The following is a 26472-nucleotide window of genomic DNA, read 5'->3' as shown; positions in this document are numbered from 1 at the left end:
AGTCAACGCCGCGCCCTGCCGTCAAACTGACGGACCTCTCCTTCGCCGCCCGTCAGGATGCGCTGCGGATTGCGGCTGAGATCGGTTACCGCCTCCTCGATGCGGCTGATCGAACGGCGGCTGTCCTGCACCAGCGCCTCGACATTCGACAGCCCCTGGCCCGAGAAGCGCGTCAGATTGTCGGTGATGACGCCAAGCCGGGCATTCAGCGTGTCGGCGACCTGCTTGAACGACTTCAGCGTCGCCCTGGCATCCGCCATCACGCCATCGGCCTGCCCGGAACCGAGCAAGTGATCGACCCGGGCGAGGATGCCATCGACCCGCACCGAGGCGTCGTTGAGCCGTTGCGCGAGTTGTTTGGCGTCCTTGATCGTCTGGTCGATATCGTCGGCCCGGTTGGCGAACTTGTGGGTCACCTCCGCGATGTCGGCGGCGGCCTTGTCGGCGCTCTCGCTGGCCTTCTGGATGTTGGCGAGTGCGGAGCGCACCTGTGCGGGATCGATACCGTCGAGCACGCCGTCGACCTTGGCCAGCGTGCCTTGCGTCCGCTTGGCGAAATCGTTGACCGACCCAACCGCGGTATCGACGTTCTTGATCACACCGTCGAGCTGCTTCGACGTCTCCTTGAGGTTACCGGTCACCGCATCGACATTGGCGACGATGCTCTTGATCTTGTCCTTGTCGACGGCGTTGAGAAGGCCTTCGGCGGCCTTCAGCGTGCCGTCGAGCTTGCCGGAAACGCCTTTCAGCTCATCAGCCAACGTGCTGGCGGCGGACAGGAACTTGTCGATGCCGTCCGAATTCCTGGCCAGCGCATCGGAGAACGTCTGCACGTTCTGCACGGTCTGCGTCAGCGGCCCGCGAACGTCCTTGGTGAAGCCTTCGAGTTCCGTCAGCACCTTGTCGGCGCGGGTGAAGATGTTTTGGGCTGTCTGCAAGAGGTTGGTCACCGCGGAGGGGTTGGCGACGATCTCGGCGACCTTGCCTTCCTTTTCCGCCTGGTCGAGGAGTTTTACCTCCTTGGGGTCGGCGCCCTTGAGCTCGATGTTGGCCTGTCCGGTGAGACCGGCAAGACCGATATCGGCTTGCGTCGACTTGGTGATCGGCGTCAGGCGATCGATCTCGGTGTCGGCAATAGCGACTGTCGGGTTGTCGACGTCGATATAGACGCGCCTGACATCACCGACCTTAACGCCGTTGAACAGCACGAAACTGCCGCGGCCAAGCCCGGACGCCGAGCCTGGAATGCGCACGCGCAGCACCGTCGTCTCGCCCTTGTCGCCGATCGCCGCCGTCCAGTAGACGAAGGCAAACGCCGCCAGGATCGCGGCCAGCGTGAAAATGCCGACAATGACGTAATTGGCTCTGGTTTCCATTGTCCCACTTATGGCTATGCGCGCGCTGCAAGATCAAGTTGCCGGGCGCGTTTTCCGCGGAAATAGGATTTTACCCACGGCTCCTCACTCTTCAGCATGTCGTCGATGGTGCCTTCGACCAGCACTTTTTTCTTGCCAAGCACAGCCACCCGGTCGCAAGCGGTGAAAAGCGTGTCGAGGTCGTGCGTCACCATATAGACGGTCAGGTCCATCGTATCGCGCAGCTTGACGACCAGCTCGTCGAACTCCGCCGCGCTGATCGGATCGAGGCCCGATGTCGGCTCGTCGAGGAAGACGATGTCGGGGTCGAGCGCCAGCGCCCGGGCCAGCGCGGCGCGCTTGATCATGCCGCCGGACAGTTCGGACGGGAATTTCTGCGCCGCGTCCGGCGGCAGCCCGACCAGCTCGACCTTGAGCATCGCCAGTTCGTCCATCAGCTTTCGCGGCAGGTCGAGATACTCGCGCATCGGCACCTGGACGTTTTCCAGCACCGTCAGCGCCGAAAACAGGGCGCCATGCTGGAACAGCACGCCAAGCCGCATGTCGATGCGCAAACGCTCGGCATCGCCGGCCTTCTCGATATCGACGCCGAACAGCTTGATCGTGCCCGATTGCTTGCGTGTCAGGCCGAGAATGGTGCGCAGCAAAACGGACTTGCCGGCGCCCGAGGCACCGACAAAGCCGAGAATCTCGCCGCGCCTTATGTCGAGCGACAGCTTGTCGAGGATAAGCTTGTCGGCGAAGGACACGCTGATGTCATGCGCGGAAAGCACGATGTCGCCCTCGCCCGTGTCGTGCGCCAGTGCACTTTCCTTTTTCCGGTTTCGCAGCTTCATCTCAGAACTCGATCGCTGCGTAGAACATGGCAAAAAGTCCGTCGAGGATGATGACGACGAAGATCGACTTCACCACCGACGCGGTGACATGCTGCCCGAGCGATTCGGCGCTGCCGCCGACCTTCATGCCTTCGACCGAGGCAATCGTGCCGATGATCATGGCCATGAACGGCGCCTTGATCAGGCCGGCAAAGATGGTGCTGAGATCGATGGCGACGCGCAACCGGTCGATGAAGGCGGCGGGCGGGATGTCGGAATAGAGCCAGGCAGCCAGTATGCCGCCGCCGAGCGCCGCGAAATTGGCGATGATGGTCAGGCACGGCAAGGCGATGACCAGCGCCACCAGCCGCGGAAACACCAGGACGCCGATCGGGTTGAGCCCGATAACCTTCAGTGCGTCGACCTCCTCGCGCATCTTCATCGAACCGATCTCGGCGGTGATAGCACTGCCGGAGCGGCCGGCGATCATGATCGCCGTCATCAGCACGCCAAGCTCGCGCAGGATCAGCACGCCGACCAGGTCGACGACGAAGATATCGGCGCCGAAATAGCTGAGCTGATAGGCACCTTGCTGGGCAACGATGGCGCCGACGATCGCCGACATCAGCACCACCACCGGAATGGCGCCGACGCCCATGCGGTCGATCTGGTTGAAGATCGCCGCAGGGTTGACGGCATGGCCACGGCCGAGCTTCATCTGCGCGCCGCGGATGGTGGCGCCGAGGATGTTCATCGAGGCAAGGAAGTCGTCGCGCATCTCGTAGACGCGCCGTCCGACCGCCTCCAGCGCGCGGATGACGATATTGGGCGCGCCGGCGGCGCCAGATTCGGGTTCGCGCCGCACGGCCTCGCCAACCGCGTCGAGCAGGATCGAAGCGATCTCGCTCTGGCCTTGCAACTGGATCTCGACGCCCTTCTTCTCGAAGGCGCTGACCAGCCGGTCGATCAACCAGGCGCCGGCGGTGTCCATCTTCTCGATTTTGGAAAGATCGAGCGCCAAAGTCTTGAAACCGCTTCGCTTCTCGATCTTGCGCATCTTAGCATCGATCAGCGCGACGGTCCGTGTCGTCCAGGTTCCCGAGAAGGCGCAGCCGAGAACGCCGTCCTCCTCGCCGATCGCCACGCGCGGTTCGTGGTCAGCCTCCCCTGCGGTCGTGCCGCTTGCGTCGCGCTTGCCGATGGTCAACATGGCGTCCTGTTTAGCCTGACGGGTCTGACCTGTCGATTTGCCGACAACGCTTGTCGCATAGCAGGAGCAGAAAAATATGGCGCGTGTCATTTCGGTCGAGGCCGAGCGTTTTCCAATCGCCGGAACCTTCACCATCTCGCGCGGTTCCAAGACCGAAGCCGAAGTGATCTCCTGCACGATCAGCGAGGGTGGCCACGCCGGCCGTGGCGAGTGCGTTCCCTACAAGCGCTATGGCGAGACCATGGACGGCGTGCGCGAGGCGATCGAGGCCATGCGCGACCGGATCGCCGGCGGCATCAACCGCAGCGCCTTGCTTGACGCTATGCCGGCCGGAGCCGCCCGCAACGCCGTCGACTGTGCCTTATGGGATCTCGAAGCCAAGTTGAGCGGCAGACCGGTGGCATCCAGCGTTTGTGCCGCTTCACCGCGGCCGCTCGAAACCGCCTACACGCTGTCGCTGGGCGAGCCGGAGGCAATGGCGGCGCAAGCCCGCGCCAACGCGGCGCGGCCGCTGCTCAAGGTCAAGATCGGCGGCGATAACGACATCGCCCGCATCCGCGCCGTCAGGCAAGCAGCGCCTGACAGCCGCATCATCCTCGACGCCAACGAGGGCTGGAGCGACGACAACATCGTTGCGAACCTCGCCTTTGCCGCCGAGCAAGGCATCGCACTGATCGAACAGCCGCTGCCGGCCGGCCACGACGAAATCCTGCGCCATATCGCGCATCCCGTGCCGATCTGCGCCGATGAAAGCGTGCACGAGGCTGAGAATCTCGAAGCGCTTGTCGGCCTCTACGACGCCGTCAACATCAAGCTCGACAAGTCGGGCGGGCTGACGGCGGCATTGGTGCTGCGCGATCGTGCCCGCGAACTGGGGTTCGGCGTGATGGTCGGCTGCATGGTCGGCACGTCGCTGGCCATGGCGCCGGCTGTGCTGCTCGCCCAGGATGCCGATTTCGTCGACCTCGACGGTCCCCTGCTGCTTGCCCGCGACCGCGTGCCCGGCCTTGTCTACCAGGGATCGCTGGTGTCACCGCCGGATAGGGCGCTCTGGGGCTGAGCGCGCCGCAATCCCGATCAGCACCAGTCCGATCAAGGCGATCGGGATCATGGCAAAGAAGCCGTCGACGCCGAAGCGGTCGTAGAGCGGGCCGGATGCCAGCGTCACCACCGCCATGAAGAAGCCGTTGGAGAAATAGGCGATGCCTTGCGCGGCACCGGTCCGCTCCTCGGAGACCGTTTCGCCGATCATCTTCTGCAGGCCGATCAGCACCAACGCCACCGAGACCGAGTGCAGAGACTGGACACCGAAGAAGCCGGGAATGCCGAGGCCGAGCGGCCAGACCAGCGGAAAGGCGATCCAACGCACGATCGAGCCGATCCCCGCCATCACCATGATCGACACGACGGAGAACCGGTCGAAAAAGCGGGTGAACATCATGAACATGCAGACCTCCGACACCACGCCCCAGGCCCATAAGAGGCCGACAACCGAATCGCTGATGCCGATCGATTTCCAGTAGATGGAGACGAAGCCGTAGAGGAATGCGTGGCTGGCCGTGATGACGCCGACGCCGATGGAGAAATACAGGAAATATGGGTTGAGAAGCTTCGGTGCCGAATGCTGGATGTCGGTGGCCGATAGCGGTGAGGCACGCCGCGGTCGGCCAAGACGGGGTGCCGCCAGACCGGCGGCAAGGGCTGCGACAAACGCCACGAGAATGATAACCGGAACGGCCCGCGAGCCTGTTGCCGACAGAATGAAGCCGCCGGCGACATTGGCGCAGAGATAAGAGATCGAGCCCCATTTGCGCATGCTGGTATAGTTCGACCCGAAGCGGCGCACACCCGAGAGCGCCAGCGAATCGGCAATCGGCGAATGCGGCGTCCAGACAATGGTCAGCACCAGCGATACCGCCAGCACCATGACATAGGTCGGCGTGAGGAAATAACCTGCCGACAAAAGCAGCGACGCAGCCGCCAGCGCGACATAGACATCGGCTCGGTCCCTGGCCCGGTCGGCCAGTGCGGTCAACAGCGGCGTCGTCACCACGCGCAGGAACATCGGCGCAGCCAGAATGACGGCGATCTGCTCGGCGTGAAAACCCTCGCCCTGCAGCCACAGCGGAAAATAAGGCACGTGTGTTCCGAGCGGCACGAACAGCGTGGCGAAGATCAGGCTCATGCGCAGTTCGAAACGGCGCGGCTTGACGAGTTGTTCGGGCGAAAGCGGCGGCAGGGACATGAATCGATCCAATCACGCTGCACTCGGCCGGACGGCAACGCGTATCGATCCCTTAACATGGGCGAAAACCGGGCGGAACCGGTTGGACTAATCGATTGATCCCTGGGCCGAAACGAACTTCGGCCTATGCCGCCTGCCCTACCCGGTCTTCGATGAGCAATGGGATAAAAGGCTCGTCCGGCGCCGCGGGCAGCACCTGCGCCCAGGTCAGGATTTCCATGCGGCCGTCGAAATGCTCGACCACCGCCGTGCAGCTTTCCACCCAGTCGCCGGTGTTGATGTACTGGACATCGCCAAAATTCTCGATGACGGCATGATGGATGTGGCCGCAAATGACGCCATCGACATGCGAACGGCGCGCCTCTTCGGCAAGCATGGTCTGGAACGAGCCAATGAAGTTCACCGCCTTCTTGACGTTGACCTTGGCCCAGGAGGAGAACGACCAATATGGAAGGCCGAGCAGTTGGCGCAACCGCGTCACCACGCGATTGACCAGCATCGCCGCGTCATAGGCGTGGTCGCCGAGATAGGCGAGCCAGCGCGCATTGTGGACGACGGTGTCGAACTGGTCGCCATGGATGACGAGCAGCCGCTTGCCATCGGCGGTCTCATGGATGGCGCGGTCGGCGACGACGATACCGCCGAAATGCACACCCTGGAACTGGCGGGCGAACTCGTCATGGTTGCCGGCGATGTAGGTGATGTTGGCGCCCTTTCGCGCCTTGCGCAGCAGTTTCTGCACGACATCATTGTGGCTTTGCGGCCAGTGCCAGCTCCGCCGCAACCGCCAGCCGTCGACGATATCACCGACCAGATAGATGATATCGGCATCGTGATATCGAAGGAAATCGATCAGGAATTCCGCCTTGGCCGCCTTCGAGCCCAAATGGACGTCGGAGATGAACATGCTGCGGAAGGTGCGGGGCTCTTGGCCGGACATCGCGATTTCACCGTTGCTTTCGCGCAGGCTATGCCCCGATTCATGCAACAACCGTATGACGGTTGCGATTGGTCCAGCCGAAGGACTAGCTTGCCGCCGACTTACAAGGAGAAAAACATCATGGATCTCGGTATCAGGGGAAAGAAGGCCATCGTCTGCGCTTCGAGCAAAGGCCTGGGGCGCGGTTGCGCCATGGCGCTGGCCGAGGCCGGCTGCGACATCGTCGTCAACGGGCGCAATGCGGAGCTGGTGGCGAAAACCGCCGCGGAGTTGCGCCAGCGCTATGGCGTCACGGTGACGGAAATCGTTGGCGACGTCTCCAGGCCCGAGGTGCAGAAGGCGCTGCTCGCCGCCTGTCCCGAGCCGGACATCCTCGTCAACAACAATGGCGGTCCGCCGCTTCGCGATTTCCGTACGCTCGATCGCGAAAAGATCCTCGAAGGCGTCACCCAGAACATGGTGACGCCGATCGAACTGGTTCAGGCCGTCCTCGACGGCATGGCGGCGCGCGGCTTCGGCCGCATAGTCAACATCACCTCGTTGTCGGTCTATGTGCCCATTCCTGGCCTCGACCTGTCGTCCGGCGCGCGAGCCGGCCTGACCTCGTTCCTTGCCGGCGTGGCCAGAACGGTTGCCGACCGCAACGTGACCATCAACAGCCTTCTGCCAGGCAAGCTCGACACCGACCGTCTGCGCGGCCCGCATGAAGCCGGCACCGTCGAGGACCCTGAGGCAGCAGCCGCGCGCAAGACGCGCATCAGCGCCGATGTTCCGGCCAAGCGGCTCGGCACGCCGGAGGAATTCGGCCAGATCTGCGCCTTCCTGTGCTCGGTCCATGCCGGTTATCTGACCGGGCAGAACATACCGGTCGATGGCGGTCTCTACGTCAGCGCTTTTTGACCGACGGGCCTGCCAGACGACAGGACTCATTTGTCATGAAATTAGCGTAAGATTTTGATAGATCACGATCTTTGACGCGTCGCCGCGTAAAGCTGCCGGCGCGTCAATTAGCGTCGCGAAAACACGCGGCTGCATGCTAAAAGGGAATCTCCACGCAAATTTCGAGGGAGCGGCCGCATGGAAGGCGAGACCAAAAAGACGGCACGTTCGGATCTCGACGAAGCCGCCCTCTACTTCCACAAGCACCCAAGGCCCGGAAAGCTCGAAATCCAGGCGACCAAGCCACTCGGCAACCAGCGCGACCTCGCGCTCGCCTATTCGCCTGGTGTCGCCGCCCCTTGCCTGGAAATCCGCGACGATCCGGCGACCGCCGCCGACTACACCGCGCGCGCCAATCTGGTTGGTGTCGTCTCCAACGGGTCGGCGGTGCTCGGCCTCGGCAATATCGGCCCGCTGGCCTCCAAACCGGTCATGGAAGGCAAGGCTGTCCTGTTCAAGAAGTTCGCCGGCATCGACGTCTTCGACATCGAGATCGACGCGCCCGGCATCGAGCGCATGGTCGAGACGATCTCGGCGCTGGAGCCGACCTTCGGCGGCATCAACCTGGAGGACATCAAGGCACCTGAGTGCTTCGAGGTCGAGGAACGGCTGAAGGCCCGCATGGGCATACCGGTGTTTCACGACGACCAGCACGGCACCGCCATCATCGTCGCCGCCGCCGTGCTCAACGGGCTGGAATTCGCCGGCAAGACCATATCGGACATCAAGATCGTCACCTCAGGTGCCGGCGCCGCCGCCCTTGCCTGCCTCAACCTGCTGGTCTCGCTCGGCGCCAAGGTCGAAAACATCTGGGTCACTGATCGTTTCGGCGTTGCCTACAAGGGCCGCACCGACGAGATGGACCGCTGGAAAGACCCCTATGTGAAGGACACCGATGCACGCACGCTGGCCGATGTGATCTCAGGCGCCGATGTCTTCCTTGGCCTCTCGGCGGCAGGCGTGCTGAAGCCGGAACTGCTCCAACACATGGCACCAAAACCGCTGATCCTGGCGCTGGCCAACCCCAATCCCGAGATCATGCCGGAAACCGCCCGTGCGGCGCGTCCCGATGCGATGATCTGCACCGGTAGGTCCGATTTTCCCAATCAGGTCAACAACGTACTGTGCTTTCCTTACATTTTTCGCGGCGCGCTCGACTGCGGCGCCAGCGCCATCAATGAAGAGATGAAGATGGCGGCGGTGCGGGCAATCGCGGCGCTCGCACGCGAGGAACCTTCGGACGTCGCCGCCCGCGCCTATTCCGGCGAGACCCCGATCTTCGGCCCCGAGTTCCTGATCCCCTCGCCCTTCGATCCGCGCCTGATCCTGCGCATCGCGCCGGCGGTCGCCAAGGCTGCCTGCGACACTGGCGTCGCGACAAGGCCGATCACCGACTTCCCCGCCTATATCGACAAGTTGAACCGCTTCGTCTTCCGCTCCGGCCTGGTGATGAAGCCGGTGTTCTCGTCCGCCAAGGCGTCGACCGCCAAGCGCGTCATCTATGCCGACGGCGAGGACGAGCGCGTGCTGCGCGCCGCCCAGGTGGTGCTCGAGGAAGGCATCGCCGAGCCGATCCTGATCGGCCGCCCGCACGTCATCGAAGTGCGCCTGAAGCGCTACGGTCTGCGCATCAAGCCCGGCGTCGATTTCGGCCTGATCAATCCCGAAGACGATCCGCGCTACCGCCACTATGTCGACCTGCTGATCGAGCTCGCTGGCCGGCGCGGCGTGACGACGGAGGCTGCGCGCACGATGGTGCGCACCGACAACACGGTGATCGCGGCCCTGGCGCTGAAACGCGGCGATGCCGATGCCATGGTCTGCGGCCTCGAAGGCCGCTTCGAGCGGCATCTGCGCAATGTCACCTTGATCATCGGCCCACGCACCGGCGTCAAGGACCGCGATCTGTCGACGCTCTCGATGCTGATCTCGCAGCGCGGCATCATCTTCCTCACCGACACGCACGTCTCCGTCGACCCGACGGCGGAAGAAATCGCCGAGATGACGGTGCTGGCGGCGGAAGAAATCCAGCGCTTCGGCATCGAGCCGAAGGCAGCGCTGCTCTCGCATTCCGATTTCGGCTCGCGCGATTCGCCGAGTGCGCTGAAGATGCGGCAAGCGGCGGCGATCCTGGCGCGCATCGCCCCAGAACTGGAGTGCGATGGCGAGATGCATGCCGATTCCGCTCTGTCGGAGCATCTGCGTCAGCGCGTCTATCCGCATTCGCGGCTGAAGGGTGAAGCCAATCTGCTGGTGTTCCCCAACCTCGATTCGGCAAACATCACGCTAACCGCGCTCCGAACCATGATGGACGCGCTGCATGTCGGGCCGATCCTACTCGGCACCGACATGCCGGCGCACATCTTGACGCCGTCGGTCACCTCGCGTGGCGTCGTCAACATGACGGCGCTTGCCGTGGTCGAAGCCGCCCACAAGGCACAGGCGGTCGTCAATCTGGGCTGAACACGGATTTCGCGGTAAACTGCAGTTAACCGCGAACACGGTAGCCTCGCGGGCCAAAAGGCGGGTTTGGGCAGGCGGAGTTTGGCGATGGCAAGCGGAGGGTGGAAGCAGGCGCATGCTGCCGTGCTGCTCGGCCTCTTGTTGTCCGGAACCTGGGGGATAACCGAACCACAGGCCGCCTCGCGGGTCTGCCGCCAGTTGGAAGCCGATCTTGCCGCGGCCTCACGCGGCGGCGGTGGCGGTCCGGCGCTGATCCGGAAATACGATTCCGCAATTGCCAGGCAGAATGAGCAGATTTCGAAAGCCCGCAGCCAGGCGAGCCGGGCCGGCTGCGGCTTTTCGCTGTTTGGCCGCAACCTCAATCAATGCGCCGGGCTTAACGCCACCATCGACCGCATGAATGCCAATCTCGATGCGCTGCAAAGCAAACGCGAGCGGCTTGCCGGCGGCGGCTCACGCCGTGACCGCGGACGCATACTAGCGGCGCTTGACGCCAATGGCTGCCGCGACGACACCGTTGCGCCTCGGCGCGCACCCTTGCAGGAAGCGAACCGCGACGGCGGCAGCGCCAATCTGTTCGACCAGCTTTTTGGCGGCAACAGCCAGCAACTCGACACGCCGGACACCCTCGACCAGCCTGACGATCCCGGCGAGGAGCGCAGCGTCCGTGGGGTGCTCAACCAGCCCGGCGTGCCGGACTTCCCGAGCGTCGGCGGTGAATTCCATACCTCCTGTGTGCGCACCTGCGACGGCTACTTCTTCCCGATGTCGAACTCGGCCTCGGCAGGCGATTTCGAGCGCGACCAGAAGAATTGCGAGTCGAGCTGCCCCGGCACCGAGATGCAGGTTTTCTACTCGCGCGGCATGGACGACGATTCGGCCTCGATGACGTCATCCGTCACCGGCCGGCCTTACAGCGAATTGCCGACCGCCTATCTCTACAAGCGGCCCGACATGTCGCGTCCGCCGGCCTGCGGCTGCAACGCCGCCGCGCAGGGCTTTCAGATCATCGCCGGCAATCCGCCAAATCCGGAGCAATCGCAGCCCGAAACGGATTCGGGACCGTTCGTTCCAGTGCCAGCTTCCAAGCCCGATCCGGGTGCCGATCCGGAAACTCTGGCCAATCTGGCGGGTGGGCTCGATCGCGAGGCGATCAAGCGGCTTTCCGCCAAGCCGGTGACGTCCCCGGTGTCCGCGCTGCCGCCGGAACAGCGCAAGGTCAGGGTCGTCGGGCCAACGTTCCTTCCCGACCCATCAGCGGCAATAGATCTGCAAGCTCCGGCCCCGAAGGCAGTCCGGTAAGGGCTGTTCGCAGCGGCATGAACAACGCCTTGCCCTTGCGGCCTGTCGCTTCCCTGATCTTGCCCGTCCAGTCTTTCCAGACCGTCGCGGTCCAGGGTTCCTCCGGCAGCAGGTCGAAGGCCTGGTGAAGAAAATCGCGGTCGTCGTCGGAAAATTCCGGCCTCTCCTGCGGTCCTTCGCGCAGAATACGCCACCAGCTGACCGCATCGGCCAGCCTGTCGAGATTGCCGCGCACCGCCAGCCAGAACGGTTCGGCCTGCTCGCCCGAGATGCCGAGCACGATCAGCCGGTCTTGTGCCTCGGTGAACGGCATGTGGTGCAGCAGCGACCGGTTGAGAACGAACAGTTCGTCCGGGTCGAATTTGGCAGCGGATTTCGATGTCGCCGCAGGATCGAAGCGTTCGGCGAGTTCGCCCATCGTCGGCACCGCCACGACATTCTCCGAGGTGCCGACCAGCACGGCCAGCGAGGCGACGGCCATCGGCTCGATGCCGTTCTCGCGCAAGCTTTCGATGGAGAGCGCGCCGGTGCGCTTCGACAGTCCCTCGCCCGACGCCGTGGTCAGCAGGTTGTGGTGGCCGAACACTGGCGGCTCGGCAGCCAGCGCCTGGAACAGGGCGATCTGCACGCCGGTGTTGGTGACGTGGTCGTCGCCGCGGATGACATGGCTGACCCCCATCTCGATGTCGTCGACGACAGAGGGCAGCGTGTAAAGATAGGTGCCGTCCTCGCGTATCAGGACCGGATCGGAAAGCGAGGCGAGATCAACGGTTTCCTCGCCGCGCACCATGTCGTTCCAGTGGACCTCGGTCCGTTCGGGCTGTTGCGGATCGTCTGAGAAATTGGGAAGGAGAAAACGCCAGTGCGGCCGGCGGCCATCGGTCTGGTACTCGGCGATCTGCTCTTGCGTCAGCGTCAGCGCCTCACGGCCGTAGACTGGCGGCAGGCCGCGCGTGCGGCGCACCTTGCGCCTGAGATCGAGCTCCTCCGGCGTTTCGTAGCAGGCATAGAGAACGCCTGCCGTCTTCAGCCTCTCGACCGCCGCGTGGTAGATCTCGAAGCGCCGCGACTGGTATTCGGTGGCGTCGGGAAAGATGCCGAGCCAATGCAGGTCGTAGAGGATGGCGTCGGAAAATTCCTGCTTCGAGCGGGCAATGTCGGTGTCGTCGAAGCGCTGGATGAAGCGGCCCTTGTTGTTCATGGCAAACAGCCAGTTGAACAGAGCGGTACGCGCATTGCCGATATGAATGCGGCCGGTCGGCGACGGGGCGAAACGAACGGTAACTGTCATGAGCGGGGCGTACCGGATGCTTTTGCGATTGACAAGACGCGCCCCCACGCTGCCCGGCAGACATAGAACATGGCGGCTGGAATGAAAAGACCGGGCGGTGGACGCCTCAGAGGACTCCGAACTCAGGTTAACAAAGGCCTCGTGCAGCCAGTTCGGCGGCGTTGGCAGCTTTAGGAATTTTTTCTTGACTCCCTGCCGTCAGCTATGGTATATATTTGCCTATGGTGCTGATTTGCGCCAGTGACCCGCCGCACCGGCGGGTTTTTCGTTTGATGCTCCGTCAGCCAACGCGCCGGCGGGGACTCCGAAGGAACCCGGTAACCGAGTTCGTAGCGGTTGAAGGCGATCAGCGACCGAAATCATCGGAACTGAGACGGGTCCAGCGGTCGCCCATCAATCCACCGATAAAGATGTCGCCGGAACGGACCGCTTCCGTGACCTCGGCGATTCGCGAGCGGACCATCGTCCCCCCGGCATAGCGGAAGAAGACATTCTTGTAGCCAAAGAGTTGAGGTATGAATCTGGTCTGCGTCTGTCCGGTGATGCCCACGCAGCCCATCTCCCACGCGGCGGCGACAAGCGCATCCAGCGTCGCGCCCCAGTGCGACCCGGACGCCTGAATTTGCAACAGGTTCGCCATGTCGCCGGCTTGGCCATAGAAGGCGTAACAACCGAGCATTTTGCCTGTTTCATCGTAGGTCCCACCGAAATGAAGGGGGCCGTCGGCCCGCTTCTCGGCCGCCAGCGCGAGCAACCTTGGCAGCTCCCCATCCTTCCAGCTCGGCCGAAGGGAGTAACCAGACAGGAGGGTCGGCAGTTTCTCGGCAAATTGCACGGCATCGATCGGCTCACGGTGGATCCGATGCGACGATGACAACTGAACCGAGGGTTCGAACCTTTTTTTCGCAAGAGCATCGAACGCTCTCGCGCATGGATCGAGTACCAGGTGAGGCAGGCCGGGCCATTTACGGTGCAGTGCGGCGGCGGCCATCGCCGCCGGCCGGAAAACATATGTCCATCCCAGACAATGCACCGGCAGGAGTTGATACTTCATCGGGCGCGCGAAGGCCAAAGATGTCCGGTTGGCCGAATCGGTCAGCTGCAGATCGAATTCACCTTGATGCAAGGCACGCAGCAATTGCGGTCCGGCCGAACCGTCATCGGTGCCGGGATCGGCCATGAGCGGCCCGATGATCGCCGCATTCAATGCCGCTCCGTTGAGCTCGTAGCGGGCTTTCAGGACACCGAGGAACCCGCCCAGACGACCCTGCCGGTTGATCTGGACAAGAGCGTTGCTTTCACCGGACTGGCCGGCAGGGTCGAGATAGATCTTTCTCATATACGCGGCCGTCTCGGCGATCGCGCGATCGAGGATATGACGCCGCCGCCGGCGAAACTTCGTCAGGAAGAGTGCGGCCACACGCTCGAGATCTTCTGCAGCGAGCGGCCGAACCGAGCCGTGCTGAGAGTCCAGCACTGAAGGCGCGGCCACCTTTTCCTCGGCATTTGCAGAAAGATGCATCGTGAAGAACGCCCATGGGTTGCCTCCATCGGATATATATCAACCAATGGTAGAAACAACGTATCTCGGTCAGTATGATGAACAGAGGTCTCAAAACTTAGTATCCGGAACAGGACCTCACAGGCAAATTTTGGTCGGCCAGCATACGGGACCTCGGATGCCCCACGCCGCCGATGGGCAGGTTCGGCTGCGCCCTGCGATTGCGTGCCCTGCTCCAGCTCGCTGGGCTGACAGCGCCGGGCTGAGGCGGCCTCCGGCCGAAGTCGGAGGCCGCCTCAGGGTCAGCCGACAAGTCCCTTGGTCAGTTCCAGCGCCTGGCGTTCGAACAGGCGGCGGTAGATGCCGCCCTTCAGCCGGATCAGTTCGTCATGCGATCCTTCCTCGACGATGTTGCCGCGATCGAAAACCAGCAGCCTGTCGAGCGCCCGCACCGTCGAAAGCCGGTGCGCGATGACCAGCGTGGTGCGGCCGACCATCAGCCGCTCCATCGCCTGCTGGATCAGCACCTCGGATTCCGAATCGAGGCTCGATGTCGCCTCGTCGAGGATCAGGATGCGCGCATCGGCAAGGAAGGCGCGCGCGATCGCCACGCGCTGCCGCTCGCCGCCCGATAGTTTCACGCCGCGCTCGCCGACCAATGTGCCGTAGCCCTTCGGCAGGTTGGTGATGAAATCGTGCGCGCTCGCCAGCTTCGCGGCATGCTCGATCTCATCTTGCGTCGCACTCGGCTTGGCATAGGCGATGTTTTCGGCCAGCGACCGGTGGAACAGGATCGGCTCCTGCTGGACGATGGCGATCTGCCCGCGCAGCGACGCCTGCGCCACCTGGGAGATGTCTTGGCCGTCGACCAGGATTTTCCCCGCATTCACGTCATAGAGCCGCTGGATGAGCTTGACGAACGTCGTCTTGCCCGAACCCGAATGGCCGACCAGCCCAACACGTTCACCAGGCGCGATATCGACCGAAAAGTCGCGGTAAAGCGCTGATCGATGATTGCCATAGTGGAAAGTGACGTTGTCGAAGCGGATAGCCCCTTCGGTGATCCGGATCGGCTTGGAGCCGGGCCGGTCCTCGATGCCGAGCGGTTCGGACTGGAAGTCGACCAGTTCCTCCATATCGTTGATCGAGCGCTGCAGATTGCGGATATGCGTGCCGATGTCCCTGAGATAGCCCTGCAGCACGAAGAACGAAGTCAGCACGAAGGCGACGTCGCCCGCGCTCGCCTGCCCCCACGACCACAGCATCAGCGCCAGCCCGATCACCGCCGCGCGCATGACCAGCAGCAAGGCCCCTTGCGTGGTGCCGTTGATGGTGCCGCGCACCCAGGTGCGCCGCGTGCGCGCACGCCATTTGGCGACGACCCTGGCCAGGCGGCGCTCTTCGCGCTCCTCGGCGCCAAAGCCCTTGACCACGGCGTTGCAGCTCACCGCGTCGGCCAGCGAGCCGCCGAGGCGCGTGTCCCAGGTGTTGGCGAGCCTTGCTGCTGGTGCGACATAGCCAAGCGACAGCATCGCCGTCACCATGATGAACAGCACCGAGCCGGCAGCAACCACCGCGCCCATCAGCGGCCAGAACCAGCCGAGCAGCAGCGTCGAGCCGACCAGCATGACGACGGACGGCAACAGCGCGATGAGGATCGTGTCGTTGAGCAGGTCGAGCGCCCACATGCCGCGCGTCACCTTGCGCACCGTCGAGCCGGCAAAGCTGTTGGCATGCCAGTCGGTGGAAAAGCGCTGGACGCGGTGGAAGGCGTCGGCGGCGATGTCAGCCATCATCTTCAGCGTCAGTTCGACGATGCCCATGAAGGCAAGATTGCGCAAGACAACGCCGGTCAGCGCCAGCGCCATCAGCATCGAAAACGCCGTCATCGCGGCATTCCAGGCAATCGCGTCCGCGCCGGCGCTGCTGGCGACGGCGTCGACCAGCCGGCCGGAATAGAGCGGCGTCAACACGTCGGCCAGCGTCGACAGCAGGAAGCCGCCCATGATGAGCGAAAGCCGCCACGGCTGGCGCTGCCAGTGAGTGAACGTGAAACCAAGAACGCTGCGAAAGGCGCTCGCGCGCAAATCGATCTTGAAACGAGCCATGATGTCATTCGGGCGCAAACGAGCCCGATCCCAGGTAGGTCGAAAATTGAAGAAGCCGCGCAAAGCGGAGTGGCATATTTGGCGTCTCGCCCATAGTCGGGCGGCGACCGGCATCGGCATAAGCCTTTGCTCGATCCGGCATCGGCACGAAGGGCAAACCTTCGCGGAGCGCCGGATGAGACCTAGGCTTCGCGGCCTCGCATTACCATGTGAAATACTGCCATTCGGACCTCCCGCAAGACAATTGCGGAGGTGTCCTTATAGAGACGCCCCGATGCATCGCCAAGACGAGTTCACGCCAAAAGTGTATCTGGTCCAACCACTGCGATTATTTTGCAACAACGGGGCAAGCCGCGCGCCTCATTCAGGAATGCGATCCAAGCGCATGTAGCGGCCATCGGTCGATGGCTTGAACCCAAGCTTTTCATACATGCCATGGGCGTCGCTGGTCGACAGGCTCCAGTGGAAAACAGTCGTGACTTCAGGATGGTCGATCAGGGCCTGTACAAGCCGGCTGCCTATGCCCTGCCCGCGATTCTCCGGCCAGATGATGATATCGGCGAGATAGGCAAACACCGTGCGGTCCGTGATCGCCCGCCCGAAGCCGACTTGCTTGCCATCTATGTAAGCGCCGACGCAAAGCGAATTGGCAAAAGCGCGGCGATGGGCTTCATCACTGCGCCCGGCGCCCCAATAGCTCGATATCAACAGGTCGGATGTCGCCCGGAAATCGATCCGTGACAGGTCGAAGCTGATTTCACAGTCGGGCATGGCTACCCTCGCCTGCGGCATGGCGCGAGCTTTCGGTCAGGAAACAGTGTCTAGCCGATCCCTGAAACGATTGGTGATGGGATAGCGGCGGTCGCGGCCAAAATTCTTCCTGGTGATCTTAACGCCGGGTGCTGCCTGCCGGCGCTTGTATTCGGCGATGTAGAGCAGGTGCTCGATGCGCGTTACCGTCGCCCGGTCATGGCCGCGCGCAACGATGTCGTCGACGCCCATTTCATTCTCGACCAGGCATTCGAGGATATCGTCCAGCACCGGATAGGGCGGCAGCGAATCCTGGTCGGTCTGGTTCTCGCGCAATTCCGCCGACGGCGCCTTGTCGATGATGTTCTTCGGGATCACCTCGCCCGAGGGTCCCAGCGCGCCCGGCGGCACGTGGCTGTTGCGCCAGCGCGACAGCGCGTAGACCTGCATCTTGTAAAGATCCTTGATCGGATTGAAGCCGCCATTCATGTCGCCATAGAGTGTGGCATAGCCGACCGACATCTCGCTCTTGTTGCCGGTGGTGACCACCATCGAGCCGAACTTGTTGGAGATCGCCATCAGGATGGTGCCGCGTGCGCGGCTCTGCAAATTCTCTTCGGTGATGCCTTCCTTGGTGCCTTCGAACATCTGCGTCAGCGTATGCAGAAAGCCTTCGACCGGTTCGAAGATCGGCACGATGTCATAGCGGCAGCCGAGTGCACGGGCGCAATCCTCGGCGTCCTTCAGCGAGTCCTTCGAGGTGTAGCGGTAGGGCATCATCACCGCCCGCAGCCGCTCCTCGCCGAGCGCATCGACGGCCAGGGCCGCGCAGATCGCCGAATCGATGCCGCCGGACAGACCAAGCACGACGTTCTTGAAACCGTTCTTGTTGACGTAGTCACGCAGGCCCAGCATGCAGGCGCGGTAGTCGGCCTCCTCCCGGTCCGGGATCTTCGACATCGGCCCTTCGGAACAAATCCAGCCTTCGCCTTGACGCTTCCAGGTGGTGACGTCGACCGCTTCCTCGAACTGGCTCATCTGGAAGGCAAGCGTCTTGTCGGCGCCAATGGCAAACGACGCGCCGTCGAAGATCAGCTCGTCCTGTCCGCCAAGCTGGTTGGCATAGATCATTGGCAGTCCGCACTCGATGACCTGGCGGATGACGACCTGGTGGCGGACATCGATCTTGGTGCGATAGTAGGGCGAGCCGTTCGGCACCAGCAGGATTTCCGCGCCGCTTTCGGCCAGCGATTCGCAGATGTCGACTTCGCCCCAGATGTCCTCGCAGATCGGAACCCCGATCCGCACACCGCGGAAATTGACCGGCCCTTGGATCTCGGGTCCGGCCTGGAAGACGCGCTTCTCGTCGAACTCGCCGTAATTGGGCAGATCGAGCTTGTAACGTTCGGCGATGATCTTGCCGTCGTCCGCGAAGATGATCGAATTGTGCGTGCCGCTCTTGCGCTTCAGCGGCGTGCCGATGATGACGCCCGGACCGCCATCGGCGGTATCGGCGGCGAAATCCTGTGCCGCCTTCTCGCAGGCTTTCAGGAACGCCGGCTTCAGCACCAGGTCCTCCGGCGGATAGCCGGCGAGGAATAGCTCGGTGTAGAGCACGAGATCGGCGCCCTGGCGGGCGGCATCCGCCCTCGCCTCGCGCGCCTTGGCGAGATTGCCTGATATGTCACCAACGGTCGGATTGAGCTGGGCGACGGCGATGCGCAGGATGTCGAGCTTCTTGGTCATGCCTGCTGACTTAGCGCGGCAAAATTGCCCGGGCAATGGCGTTCGTTTGGACCAATTCGGACCGATCGATATCGATCGTGTCCCAGACTGAACGACATGTCCTACCCGATCGATGGATATGGCCAGACGACCGGTCTCAGTCGTCGCCCATATATTCGCGCAACGCTTGCGGCGAATGGTTCTCGCCGATCGACATCGCCAGGATGCGCGAGATATGGCGTCGCGGCAGACGTGTCTCCGCTGCCCATTGATTGATTTGCCTCTGTATCTTGTCCAAGTCCTTCTTCGACGTCGGGCTTTCGGTGATGTCGAGGCCAGCGTCGCGCAGCGCGGCGGCCATATCGCCCGAGATGACGAACGCATCCCAACCCAGCCAGCGCAGGAAATACTGGCCCGTGTTGCCGCCGAGCCGGCTGCCATGCTTGCCCAGCCAGGCCATCAGCCCGACCTGGTCATCATCAGGCCATTCGGCGAGGAACCTGCCGAAGCCGCCATGTTCTTTCGACACGCGCTCGACGAAGGCAGCGTTGTCGCGCACGGATTTGATCTTCTGCGGATTGCGCACGATGCGCTGGTCGGTCGTCAGCTCGTGCCAGAAATCATCGGGCTGGAACAGCAGCCGCTTCGGCTCGAAGTGCAGAAACGCCTCCTCGAAGCCAGGCCATTTCTGTTCGATGACGCGCCAGACGAAACCGGCGGCAAAGACCCGCTCGGCCATAACAGAGAGAATGCGATCGTCCGCGATGTCGGCCACGGCGGCATTGTCGGGCGCCGGGCCGAGCAGCGACGTCAATTCCTCCTCGCCGCCTTTGCGTTTTGCAGCGCGTGCGCGAATTTTCTTGAAATCGGCCATTGGTCCCTCGGCATCTGGAATCAATCTAACACTTCCCGTGTGAGCCGGCAGCCTCTACCTCTTGTGGCAGCCAAGACCCTGGAGACAGCCATGAACAAGACGATCGACGATCTGGCGAACCGCTGGCTCAAGCGACGGCCGGACGGCCTCAGCCAGCTCGAAAGCCGAGTGCTGCAATCGACTCTCGAACGCACCACCATCTCGCGCGACACCAACAAGGCCGTCGCCTTCCATCAGACGTTCGGTGACCGGCTTGCCGACACGATCGCCCGCATCGGCGGCTCATGGTCCTTCATCCTGACCTTCATCGGCTTTCTGATCCTGTGGACATCAGGCAATGTCTGGCTGCTGTCGCGTGACGCCTTCGACCCCTACCCGTTCATCTTCCTCAATCTCGTCCTGTCGATGATCGCCGCCTTGCAGGCGCCGGTGATCATGATGGCGCAGAACCGCCAGACCGAGCGCGACCGCATCGACGCCGCCCACGACTACGAGGTCAATCTGAAGGCCGAGATCGAGATCATGGCGCTGCATGAAAAGCTGGATGAACTGCGCCACGGCCAGATCCTCGGCATGCGCGACGAGATCGTGCGGCTGGCCGAGATGGTCAAGCGGATCGACGACAGGCTGTCGCAGCAGCAGTCGCCTTCATGACCGACGCGATCCACCATTTCATCGAACAATACGGTCTGCTTGCCGTTTTTATCGGCTGCATCGCGGAGGGTGAAAGTGCCGCCATCCTTGGCGGCTTCTTCGCCCACCAGCATGTCTTCGTGCTGTGGCACGCCGTCCTCGCAGCCGCGCTGGGCGCCTTCGTCGGCGACACCTTCTTCTTCATCCTTGGACGGCGTTTTGCCGACCATCCCTATGTCATCAGATTGCGCAAGCGGCCAGGTTTCCGCCGCGCCTTTCATTTGCTCAACACACATCCCGACATTTTCGTGCTGTCGAACCGCTATATCTACGGCATGCGCCTGGTCGGCGGCATCGCGGCCGGCCTTTCCAACATCGCGGCGCCGCGCTTCGTCATCCTCAACGCGCTTTCATCGGCGATCTGGGCGGTGCTGTTCGGCACCATCGGTTATGTCTTTGGCCTGGGAGCCGAACATTTCATCGGCCAGGCTTTTATGCGCCACGAGCGGTTGCTGGTCGGGCTTGGCATCGGCCTGACGGTTGCCGTGCTTGCATGGCTCGTCGCCCGTCACATCGCCAGGAAGGAAGGCGCCAGGGAGAGCTGATCGTCAATCGACGCCGAGCGCCTGATCCCCCCGATCGAGGATCAGCGGGATGATCAGGTCTTCCTCGTCGGCAAGGTGCCTTGTCAGCATGGCGATCAGGCGGCTGTTTTCGTCGGCATAGGCGTCGGCGGCGAAGCGCTGTCTGTCCTCACTCTCCTGAAGCGTCTTGATGAAGGCATTGGCCGCCTCGGCATTGCGCTCCAGGCCTTCATGGATGGTGTGATGGTCGGCATCGAGGATATCGAAGCCGCGCTTCAAACGGGGCTCGGCCTTGGCGAAGACGGGGAAATATTGATAGTCCTCGACATTGTGGTGACCGTCGAGATTGCCGAGAAAATGGTTGAGGCGCGGCGCGAACCAGCGTGCGAAGTCGGGCGCCGTCAGCCTGCCCTCGCGATAGTCGCCAATACCGTTGGTCAACATGCCGCCAAGTTCGCGGAACATGTCGTGCCGCTGCAGCCACATATTGGCGATGCCATGGATGTTGGCATGGTCCTGCCAGTTTTCACGCGGATATTTCTCAGTCAGCCAGCGGAGATCATCCGGCAGGCTCTTGCGATCGAGAAGCAGAAAGTTGGCGGCCTCGGTCATGACAGTCTCCTTTGGTGACTGCCATGTAGTGATTGAAGCGTCAGATCGGTAGGCCGGTGATCCGCTCGATGATCGCGATGCCCCAGACGCCGGCGACGATGAGCACCGAAATCAGCACAGCCAGCGAACCGCAGTCCTTGGCGAGTTGTATGTCGACATTGAACTCGCGGCTGAAGGCATCGCATGCCGCCTCGATGCCGGTGTTCAGCACTTCGACCATGATCAAGAGCAGCACCGCACCGATCAGCAAGGCATAGCCGCGCCATGAGATCGAAACGAACCAGCCGAGCGGCAAGGCCAGTGCGAGCAGCATCAGCTCCTGCTGGAATGCCTTCTCGCTGACGGCCAGTTTGCGAAACGCCCGTACCGAATTGAAATAAGCGTCGATCAGCCGCTGCATGCCAAACCCTTTCCGAATCACCGGCACGGGATAATGCAATGGCTGGCCAGATCAATGGAATAAGGCGACTTGTCCAAGATTCATTCCGCGACTGGGATGGACGGCGTCGACTTTTCAAACTGCGGCAGCCCGTCGTCGATCGAGTAATAGTCGCCCTTGTCGCCGACAAAGATATGGCATTCACCCTCGAGACTTGTCGGCCTGTCGAACGATCCGGCCATGACCGAAATGTAGTCCTGGTCTCGCGGCTTCCAGAACAGCACCGACCCGCATGCCTTGCAAAAACCACGCCTGGCAAAGGCAGACGCTTCGAACCAGGTGATGCTTTCCGTGCCTTCGATCACGATGTCGGCGTTGGCAACATTGGTCGCGGCATAGAAATGTCCGCTCTGCTTGCGGCATTGCGAGCAATGACAATAGACGACGCCACGCAGCGCTCCGTGCGTTTTGAAGCGAACCGCTCCGCACAGACACGATCCCGTGTGATTGTCGCTCATTTCGACCTCCTTGAGGAAAACTCTGCCTGGCATCAGCATCGTTGTCAGGATTCCAGCTTTGCGACGATCACACGCAAGCAAATGCGACATGTACTGGCGTGGCGAATCCGAAATTCAGTTTCATTTTCAAGAGCGCAATGCGCGAATTTCGGATTCAAAGCCGCCAAATCGGCGTCGTTTTCGATTGTTGGTGCGCAAATTTAAGCTTTTACAGCCGCAGGTAGAGAAAAACTGCGGGATCTCTGCAAATTAAGGAAACTTTAGCGCTGGCGCATTTATGGTCACGGCAAGCGAAGGTCATGGGTGGGGACGCGGCCTTCGCAAGTTGTTCTTGACTGTCTGTCGCATTCCCCAGGTCGGCGACAAAGGGAACCCGAGAATCTGTGGCGGGATCCGAGGGGAAGAATCAAAATGCAGCCGGCAGCTCTCCCGACCGAACGAAGCACCGACATCGCAGCCAGCGTTGTTGCCACAATGCGCCAGCTGGGCGTGCTCAGCATGCCGCGCAACTACGAGATTTTCTACGAGGCACTGCGCGGCACCAATCGCGAGCTCAGCCTCGCCGTCGTTTCGCTGAGCAGCCGGCCGACGCAGGATGAACTGGATCAGATCGGGCGCACTTTCTTTGCCCACAACCATGGTCCGGGCATCGTCGAGCATGCCAGGGACGTCATTGCCAGGGAACTCGAGGAGGTTGCTTCGCTGCTGCGGAGCGAGCGCAGCCACATCGAGAAATACGGCAGGATCCTCGATGAGACATCGAGCGGCCTCAGCGGCCGCAGCCTTCTGTCTCAGGATCTTTTGCAGAAGATCGCCAACGCCATGGCGACTGCCACCAATTCGACGATCGATCACGGCAGGCAGGTAGCCTCGACGCTCAGTGACAAGACAGCCGAACTCGAGAGCGTCAAGGCGAAGCTCGAGGAATACAAGCGGCTGGCCGACACCGATCCCTTGACCCAGATCTGGAATCGCCGCGCCTTCGACAAGGAAATCACCAGGATCTACAACAGCAACAGGGGTATCCTGTTCAACGCCCTGGTCCTTGCGGACATCGACCGCTTTAAGGACATCAACGACCGCTATGGCCACCCGGTCGGCGACAAGATCATCCAGAGCATCGCCGACATCTTCCAGACCAGCATTCGCGGCGACATGTTCGTCGCCCGCACTGGCGGCGAGGAGTTCGCGCTGATCATCGAGGGCGCCAGCGAGGACGCCACCTACGAGGTCGCCGAACGCATTCGCGCGCTGATCGAGCAGACGCCGTTCACCAGCAGCCAGACCGGCACCAATTACGGCACCGTCACCGTTTCGATGGGTATCTGCATGGCGTCGGAGGCCGAGGGGCCGGAGGATCTCTACACCAAGGCCGACCGGGCGCTCTATCGCTCCAAGGTCAGCGGCCGCAACCGCGTCACCAGGCACTCGACGATGGCTGGCCGGGCCGGCAAGAGCTGGCTGCTCTACAAGAAGGACTAAGCTTCCCTCCATCGCTTCTGCGGATTGTTTCACATCCGCCCCTTTCCATATGAATTTTTGTGGCCTATATTTTCCACAGAAACAGGAAGGCATCGCGATGCGACCTCAAACCGTTGCCAAGACAGCCGAGAATGCAGTCCTGACCAAGGCAACGCTGCGCGCCGCCGATCTGCTCGACATCACAGCCAGGATGCTGGCCTCGGTGATCGGCGTTTCGGAGGCCACGGTTTCGCGCATGCGCAGGGACGAATTCCTGCTCGAGCGCGGCACCAAGCCATTCGAGCTCGCCGTGCTGTTCGTCAGGCTGTTCCGCTCGCTCGACGCCATTGTCGGCGGCGACGCGGCTGTCGCGCGGGCATGGCTGAAAAACGCCAACACGGCGTTCGACGCCGCTCCGCTCGAAAAAATTGCCACCATCACCGGGCTTGTCGATGTCATCGCCTATCTGGACTCGCGACGCGCTCTCGTCTGAGACCGTCGGCATTGACGGCAAATACTGGCGCATGGTCGAGGCACAGCACCATGTCTCGACGCTGAAAGTCGTCGACACGCTCGACGAGCAGGCGCTGCTGGAAGACCTGATCGAGGAAACCAAGCCGCAGATCCCGCTCGAATGCCGCCACCTCCACTATCTCCTGGCGACGCCTTTCCGCTACGGCTCCGTCTATCCGTATGGTTCGCGCTTCCGTCGCGCCGGCAGGACCAAGGGCGTCTACTATGCGGCCGAGACCATGATGACCGCGGTGGCCGAAATGGCCTTCTACCGGCTGCTGTTCTTTGCCGAGTCGCCCAAAACACCCTGGCCGAGCGACGCCGCCGAATACACGGCCTTTGCCGCCGCGATCAAATCCGCCGGGGCGATCGATCTCACCCGGCCGCCGCTCGATCGTGACGCCGCGGCATGGACGCATCCGACCGACTATGCGGCCTGCCAGGCCATTGCCGATACTGCCCGCGAGGCCGGGCTGGAAGCGATCCGCTACCGCTCGGCGCGTGACCTCAAAGGCACCAACATCGCCCTGCTGACCTGCCGCGGCTTTGCCAAGGCCAAGCCGATGGAGCCGCAGACCTGGCGCATCCGACTTGGCGCCTTCGGCGTGCAGGCAATCTGCGAATTTCCGGAAAAGCGGATTGAGTTTTCGAGGACCGCCTTTGCCGATCCCCGTCTCATCGGCCTGTGCTGGGATCGCGGACATTGAGCAGCTGAAAATGAAAAAGCGCCGGATTTCTCCAGCGCTTTTTTCGTCAACCGTTCAGGTCGAAATCAAGCTCAGCCGTTGACGGCCTGCTTGTGCTGCACCGGGTGGCTCTTCTTGAGCAGATCGGACACCAGGAAGGCCAGTTCGATCGCCTGGTCGGCATTAAGGCGCGGATCGCAATGGGTGTGGTAGCGGTCCTGCAACTCCTCGGCGGTGATCGCGCGCGCGCCACCGGTGCATTCGGTGACGTTCTTGCCGGTCATTTCGACATGGATGCCGCCCGGATGCGTGCCCTCGGCACGATGCACCTCGAAGAAGGTCTGCACTTCCTTGAGAATGCGGTCGAACGGCCGCGTCTTGTAGCCGGCGGCCTCGATGGTGTTGCCGTGCATCGGATCCGACGACCACACCACGCTGCGGCCTTCCTTTTGCACCGCGCGCACCAGCTTTGGCAGATAATCGGTGACCTTGTCGGAACCGAAGCGCGCGATCAGCGTCAGCCGGCCAGGTTCGTTTTCGGGGTTGAGCAGGTCGATCAGTTCCAGCAACCCGTCCGGCGTCAGCGACGGGCCGCACTTCAAGCCGAGCGGATTCTTGATGCCGCGGCAATATTCGACATGCGCATGGTCGGGCTGGCGGGTGCGGTCGCCGATCCAGATCATGTGGCCTGATGTGGCGTACCAGTCGCCGGAGGTCGAATCGACGCGGGTCAGCGCCTCCTCGTAGCCAAGCAGCAGCGCTTCATGGCTGGTGTAGAAATCGGTCTCGCGCAGCGCGTAGTTGGTTTCCGAGGTGATGCCGACGGCCTTCATGAAGTCCATCGTCTCGGTGATGCGATTGGCAAGCGACTCGTACTTTTCGCCCTGTGGGCTGTCGGATACGAAGCCGAGCATCCAGCTATGCACATTCTCCAGGCTGGCATAGCCGCCTTGCGCGAAGGCGCGCAGAAGGTTGAGCGTCGCCGCCGACTGGCGGTACGCCATTTCCTGGCGGGCAGGATCTGGAATGCGCGACTTCTGATCGAATTCGATGCCGTTGATGATGTCGCCGCGGTAGCTGGGCAGCGTCACTTCGCCCTTGGTCTCGTTGTCGGACGAGCGCGGCTTGGCGAACTGGCCGGCAACGCGACCGACCTTCACCACCGGCTGCGCGCCGGCAAAGGTCAGCACCACCGACATCTGCAGGAAGACGCGGAAGAAGTCGCGGATGTTGTCCGCGCCATGCTCGGCGAAGCTTTCGGCGCAATCGCCGCCCTGGAGAAGGAATGCGTCACCGGCAGCGACTGCCGCAAGCTGCTTCTTCAGCTTGCGCGCCTCACCGGCAAAAACCAGCGGCGGAAAGGTTGCGAGCTGGGCCTCCGTGTTCTTCAGCGCGACAAGGTCCGGATAGGCAGGAACCTGCTTGATCGGCTTTGCTCTCCACGAATTCGGCGACCATTTCGTCATCGCTGCACCCAACGCTCTTTCCGGCGAGCACCCTCGCCCGCCATTTCCCGCCCCCCATTGGGGTTGGCGGCTCCATACACG

General features: G+C 62.4%; 24 protein-coding genes. 9 read left to right on the top strand and 15 right to left on the bottom strand.

Annotated features, from left to right (window positions below; translation table 11 throughout):
- Nucleotides 1-2 precede the first annotated feature (2 nt).
- From ACSQ3L_RS18705 to ACSQ3L_RS18695, 3 genes are read right to left on the bottom strand one after another with little or no spacing between them, the layout of a single operon-like run.
- Nucleotides 3-1376 carry an MlaD family protein gene (locus tag ACSQ3L_RS18705; RefSeq protein ID WP_436161296.1) on the bottom strand — a complete coding sequence of 458 codons (1374 nt, stop codon included), beginning with the start codon at nucleotides 1374-1376 and terminating at the stop codon, nucleotides 3-5.
- Nucleotides 1377-1390: 14 nt separating this feature from the next.
- Nucleotides 1391-2212 (bottom strand): ABC transporter ATP-binding protein, encoded by an 822-nt coding sequence (locus ACSQ3L_RS18700; protein WP_436161295.1) that lies wholly within the window; start codon nucleotides 2210-2212, stop codon nucleotides 1391-1393.
- 1 nt (nucleotide 2213) lies between these two features.
- Nucleotides 2214-3401, bottom strand: a complete 1188-nt coding sequence (locus ACSQ3L_RS18695) for an MlaE family lipid ABC transporter permease subunit (protein ID WP_436161294.1) — start codon at nucleotides 3399-3401, stop codon at nucleotides 2214-2216.
- Between the two features lie 76 nt (nucleotides 3402-3477).
- Here ACSQ3L_RS18695 and dgcA point away from each other — a divergent pair, with 76 nt between their 5' ends.
- Complete coding sequence (gene dgcA, locus ACSQ3L_RS18690; protein WP_436161293.1) at nucleotides 3478-4461, top strand: N-acetyl-D-Glu racemase DgcA; 984 nt, start codon at nucleotides 3478-3480, stop codon at nucleotides 4459-4461.
- On the opposite strand, the gene ACSQ3L_RS18685 is transcribed toward dgcA, so the two are convergent.
- Together ACSQ3L_RS18685 and ACSQ3L_RS18680 are read right to left on the bottom strand one after the other, a co-directional pair.
- Nucleotides 4432-5646 (bottom strand): MFS transporter, encoded by a 1215-nt coding sequence (locus ACSQ3L_RS18685; RefSeq protein WP_436161292.1) that lies wholly within the window; start codon nucleotides 5644-5646, stop codon nucleotides 4432-4434. The genes dgcA and ACSQ3L_RS18685 overlap by 30 nt on opposite strands.
- Nucleotides 5647-5770: 124 nt before the next feature.
- Entirely contained in the window at nucleotides 5771-6586 is an 816-nt protein-coding gene (locus tag ACSQ3L_RS18680) for a UDP-2,3-diacylglucosamine diphosphatase (protein WP_436161291.1), read from the bottom strand.
- 120 nt (nucleotides 6587-6706) lie between these two features.
- Between ACSQ3L_RS18680 and ACSQ3L_RS18675 the strand changes: the two genes are divergently transcribed.
- From ACSQ3L_RS18675 to ACSQ3L_RS18665, 3 genes are all read left to right on the top strand, one after another.
- Nucleotides 6707-7486, top strand: coding sequence for an SDR family oxidoreductase (locus ACSQ3L_RS18675; RefSeq protein ID WP_436161290.1), 780 nt, complete (start codon nucleotides 6707-6709; stop codon nucleotides 7484-7486).
- A 177-nt stretch (nucleotides 7487-7663) separates the two neighbouring features.
- Nucleotides 7664-9988, top strand: a complete 2325-nt coding sequence (locus ACSQ3L_RS18670) for an NADP-dependent malic enzyme (protein WP_436161289.1) — start codon at nucleotides 7664-7666, stop codon at nucleotides 9986-9988.
- An 87-nt stretch (nucleotides 9989-10075) separates the two neighbouring features.
- The gene (locus ACSQ3L_RS18665) at nucleotides 10076-11290 is read left to right on the top strand and encodes a DUF2865 domain-containing protein (RefSeq protein WP_436161288.1); all 1215 of its coding nucleotides are present in this window, start codon (nucleotides 10076-10078) and stop codon (nucleotides 11288-11290) included.
- On the opposite strand, the gene gltX is transcribed toward ACSQ3L_RS18665, so the two are convergent.
- The 6 genes from gltX to ACSQ3L_RS18635 all read right to left on the bottom strand — a co-directional run bounded on the left by gltX (nucleotide 11208) and on the right by ACSQ3L_RS18635 (nucleotide 19539).
- Nucleotides 11208-12581: a glutamate--tRNA ligase gene (gene gltX / locus ACSQ3L_RS18660; RefSeq protein ID WP_436161287.1), complete on the bottom strand. Its 1374-nt coding sequence runs from the start codon at nucleotides 12579-12581 to the stop codon at nucleotides 11208-11210. The two genes, ACSQ3L_RS18665 and gltX, sit on opposite strands and share 83 nt — an antisense overlap.
- Before the next feature lie 346 nt (nucleotides 12582-12927).
- Complete coding sequence (locus ACSQ3L_RS18655) at nucleotides 12928-14103, bottom strand: hypothetical protein (RefSeq protein WP_436161286.1); 1176 nt, start codon at nucleotides 14101-14103, stop codon at nucleotides 12928-12930.
- A gap of 281 nt (nucleotides 14104-14384) precedes the next feature.
- Complete coding sequence (locus ACSQ3L_RS18650; protein ID WP_436161285.1) at nucleotides 14385-16190, bottom strand: ABC transporter ATP-binding protein; 1806 nt, start codon at nucleotides 16188-16190, stop codon at nucleotides 14385-14387.
- Between the two features lie 360 nt (nucleotides 16191-16550).
- On the bottom strand, nucleotides 16551-16961 hold the full coding sequence (locus ACSQ3L_RS18645; protein WP_436163478.1) for a GNAT family N-acetyltransferase: 411 nt from the start codon (nucleotides 16959-16961) through the stop codon (nucleotides 16551-16553).
- Between the two features lie 36 nt (nucleotides 16962-16997).
- Nucleotides 16998-18686, bottom strand: coding sequence for an NAD+ synthase (locus tag ACSQ3L_RS18640; RefSeq protein WP_436161284.1), 1689 nt, complete (start codon nucleotides 18684-18686; stop codon nucleotides 16998-17000).
- A 136-nt stretch (nucleotides 18687-18822) separates the two neighbouring features.
- On the bottom strand, nucleotides 18823-19539 hold the full coding sequence (locus ACSQ3L_RS18635; RefSeq protein WP_436161283.1) for a DNA-3-methyladenine glycosylase I: 717 nt from the start codon (nucleotides 19537-19539) through the stop codon (nucleotides 18823-18825).
- A 90-nt stretch (nucleotides 19540-19629) separates the two neighbouring features.
- On the opposite strand from ACSQ3L_RS18635, the gene ACSQ3L_RS18630 reads away from it, so the two are divergent.
- A complete protein-coding gene (locus ACSQ3L_RS18630) occupies nucleotides 19630-20193 on the top strand; it encodes a DUF1003 domain-containing protein (protein ID WP_436161282.1) in 564 nt (187 codons plus the stop codon).
- Nucleotides 20190-20777, top strand: a complete 588-nt coding sequence (locus ACSQ3L_RS18625; protein WP_436161281.1) for a DedA family protein — start codon at nucleotides 20190-20192, stop codon at nucleotides 20775-20777. Before ACSQ3L_RS18630 ends, ACSQ3L_RS18625 begins: the two co-directional genes overlap by 4 nt.
- Before the next feature lie 3 nt (nucleotides 20778-20780).
- Here ACSQ3L_RS18625 and ACSQ3L_RS18620 read toward each other — a convergent pair whose 3' ends face one another.
- From ACSQ3L_RS18620 to ACSQ3L_RS18610, 3 genes are all read right to left on the bottom strand, one after another.
- Nucleotides 20781-21368 (bottom strand): hemerythrin domain-containing protein, encoded by a 588-nt coding sequence (locus ACSQ3L_RS18620; RefSeq protein WP_436161280.1) that lies wholly within the window; start codon nucleotides 21366-21368, stop codon nucleotides 20781-20783.
- A 40-nt stretch (nucleotides 21369-21408) separates the two neighbouring features.
- Nucleotides 21409-21768, bottom strand: coding sequence for a diacylglycerol kinase (locus ACSQ3L_RS18615; RefSeq protein WP_109669321.1), 360 nt, complete (start codon nucleotides 21766-21768; stop codon nucleotides 21409-21411).
- Nucleotides 21769-21848: 80 nt separating this feature from the next.
- Complete coding sequence (locus tag ACSQ3L_RS18610) at nucleotides 21849-22265, bottom strand: GFA family protein (RefSeq protein ID WP_436161279.1); 417 nt, start codon at nucleotides 22263-22265, stop codon at nucleotides 21849-21851.
- A gap of 411 nt (nucleotides 22266-22676) precedes the next feature.
- Here ACSQ3L_RS18610 and ACSQ3L_RS18605 point away from each other — a divergent pair, with 411 nt between their 5' ends.
- The 3 genes from ACSQ3L_RS18605 to ACSQ3L_RS18595 all read left to right on the top strand — a co-directional run bounded on the left by ACSQ3L_RS18605 (nucleotide 22677) and on the right by ACSQ3L_RS18595 (nucleotide 24946).
- Nucleotides 22677-23747 (top strand): diguanylate cyclase domain-containing protein, encoded by a 1071-nt coding sequence (locus ACSQ3L_RS18605; protein ID WP_436161278.1) that lies wholly within the window; start codon nucleotides 22677-22679, stop codon nucleotides 23745-23747.
- 97 nt (nucleotides 23748-23844) lie between these two features.
- On the top strand, nucleotides 23845-24219 hold the full coding sequence (locus ACSQ3L_RS18600) for an MbcA/ParS/Xre antitoxin family protein (protein WP_436161277.1): 375 nt from the start codon (nucleotides 23845-23847) through the stop codon (nucleotides 24217-24219).
- Nucleotides 24179-24946 carry an RES family NAD+ phosphorylase gene (locus tag ACSQ3L_RS18595; protein ID WP_436161276.1) on the top strand — a complete coding sequence of 256 codons (768 nt, stop codon included), beginning with the start codon at nucleotides 24179-24181 and terminating at the stop codon, nucleotides 24944-24946. Before ACSQ3L_RS18600 ends, ACSQ3L_RS18595 begins: the two co-directional genes overlap by 41 nt.
- A gap of 71 nt (nucleotides 24947-25017) precedes the next feature.
- Here the strand turns inward: ACSQ3L_RS18595 and ACSQ3L_RS18590 are convergent, their stop codons facing one another.
- Nucleotides 25018-26391, bottom strand: coding sequence for a class II 3-deoxy-7-phosphoheptulonate synthase (locus tag ACSQ3L_RS18590; protein ID WP_436161275.1), 1374 nt, complete (start codon nucleotides 26389-26391; stop codon nucleotides 25018-25020).
- Between the last annotated feature and the right edge of the window lie 81 nt (nucleotides 26392-26472).

Origin of the sequence: Mesorhizobium sp. LjRoot246, from assembly GCF_964254115.1 — a bacterium.
In the GTDB taxonomy this organism is placed as follows: Bacteria; Pseudomonadota; Alphaproteobacteria; order Rhizobiales; family Rhizobiaceae; genus Mesorhizobium.
This window is presented reverse-complemented; position numbering and strand designations above follow the sequence as displayed.